Source organism: Brucella pecoris, from assembly GCF_006376675.1.
GTDB lineage: Bacteria > Pseudomonadota > Alphaproteobacteria > Rhizobiales > Rhizobiaceae > Brucella > Brucella pecoris.
The window spans coordinates 1-2,085 of record NZ_VEWK01000047.1; the positions used below are offsets into that span (position 1 = coordinate 1).

Below are 2,085 nucleotides of genomic sequence, written 5' to 3' on the forward strand. Positions count from 1 at the left end.
ACCCAATTGCCACCAGATCGGGCTCGTCCAGTGTCTCGCGTTGCAGGAGATCCTGCGCGGATTGCTCGAGCAGCGCCCGGTTGGCTTCGAGAAGCGAGAGGGTGCGCTTGAACACGCCATCCACGATGTCGCGCACCTTCGAGTCCATCCGCTCGGCAGTGGCCTCGCTGTAGCGGCGGTTCAGCCACGACGACTGGTCGCCGGTGCCGAGAAAGCCTGGCCGATCGGTGTCGTAGCTGACATGCCCGAGGTCTTCGTCCATCCCGTACCGCGCGACCATGGCGCGGGCGATATCGGTAGCCTTGACCAGATCGTCGGCCGCCCCGGTCGAGACATGATTGTAGATGATCTTCTCGGCCGCGCGCCCGCCAAGCAGAACTGCGATCTTGTTCTCCAGCTCCTCCCGCGTCATCAGGAAGCGGTCCTCGGTCGGGCGCTGGATAGCGTAGCCGAGCGCGCCAATTCCGCGCGGGATGATCGAGACCTTGTGCACCGGGTCCACCCCCGGCAGAGCCATCGCCACAAGCGCGTGCCCCATCTCGTGGTGCGCCACGATCTCGCGCTCGCGCGGGTTCAGAACGCGGTTCTTCTTTTCCAACCCGGCGATGATGCGCTCCACGGCATTGTTGAAGTCGTCCATCGTCACCGCATCGGCCTTGCGGCGCGTGGCGAGCAATGCTGCCTCGTTGACGAGATTGGCAAGATCGGCGCCCGAGAAGCCGGGCGTGAGCGCTGCGACCTTCTCGGCATCGACGTCCGGGGCGAGCTTCACCTTTTTCATGTGAACGCCGAGAATCTGCACACGTCCCTTCTTATCCGGCCGATCCACCAGCACCTGCCGGTCAAAGCGTCCGGCCCGCAACAGCGCCGGATCGAGAATCTCCGGGCGATTCGTGGCCGCAAGCAGCACGATGCCGACTGATGGGTCGAAGCCGTCGAGCTCGGTCAGAAGCTGGTTCAGCGTCTGCTCACGCTCATCGTGGCCGCCAGCGATCTGGCCGGAGGAGCGCGCCCGCCCGAGAGCGTCGAGTTCGTCGATGAAGATAATCGCCGGCGCGGATTTCCGGGCCTGCTCGAAGAGGTCGCGCACCCGCGCGGCACCGACGCCCACGAACATCTCGACGAACTCTGATCCCGAGATCGAAAAGAAGGTCACGCCGGCCTCACCCGCCACCGCGCGCGCCAGCAGCGTCTTGCCGGTGCCCGGCGGCCCAACGAGCAATATGCCTTTGGGGATATGTGCGCCCAGCTTTCCGTATTCGGCCGGGTTCTTGAGGAACTCCACGACCTCCTCGAGCTCGGCCTTGGCCTCGTCCACACCGGCCACGTCGGCGAAGCTGACGCCGGTTTCTTTTTCCATGTAAACCTTGGCCTTGCTGCGGCCGACCTGCATGAACCCGCCAAAACCCTGCTTGTCGGCGAACTTGCGGAACAGCAGCATCCAGATTCCGAAGAAGATAAGCGCTGGCGCCACCCAGGAAATCAGCGTGCCGAGAAAAGTGTTTTGCGGAACGCCAGTGATCTCGATACCTGACCGGTCTATCCGTTCCAGGATTGCGGGATTCACTACGGTCGTCACGAACTGCTTCTTGCCGTCGACCGGTTCGGCGAAGGTGCCTGTGATAGTGTCTGACCCGACCGCGACAGAGGAAATTTTCCCGTCAGCGAGATACTTCTCGAACTGGCTGTAGCTGATCGGTGCGACGGATTGCCAGCCGGCGATCAGGTTCTGGATGAAAAGCACGGCTATGAAAGCCACCACCCAGTACCAGATGTTATATTCGGTCTTCCTTTCCATGCCGCTTGTCCCTTTCACTGGCGCCCGAGCCGCGCCTTGATCCGCTCGAGCAGCGCCAGCAGGGCGCGCCTTTCGTCCGCCGACAGATCCTGGAAGATTTCATGTTCGAGCGCCGATTGCCGCGGCGCGAGTTCCTCCAGCATCGCCCGGGCCTTCGACGTTGCCGTGACGATCTGCGCCCGCCTGTCGTCGGGCGAGGGCGACCGCTCGACCCAGCCGCCCCGGACCATGCGATCGACGAGCTGGCCGGCTGTGGCCTGGCCGACCTCCAGCAGGTCGGCCAGATC

The 2,085-nt window shown here is 63.6% G+C and carries 2 protein-coding genes; both read right to left on the reverse strand.

The window, feature by feature from the left end; all coding sequences use genetic code 11:
• On the reverse strand, window positions 1-1,798 hold a 1,798-nt coding region (ftsH, locus tag FIB18_RS24550), incomplete at its 3' end, for an ATP-dependent zinc metalloprotease FtsH (protein WP_140023474.1).
• A 14-nt stretch (window positions 1,799-1,812) separates the two neighbouring features.
• Window positions 1,813-2,085 (reverse strand): MarR family winged helix-turn-helix transcriptional regulator (locus tag FIB18_RS24555; protein WP_140023475.1); only part of this gene is annotated, 273 nt, incomplete at its 5' end.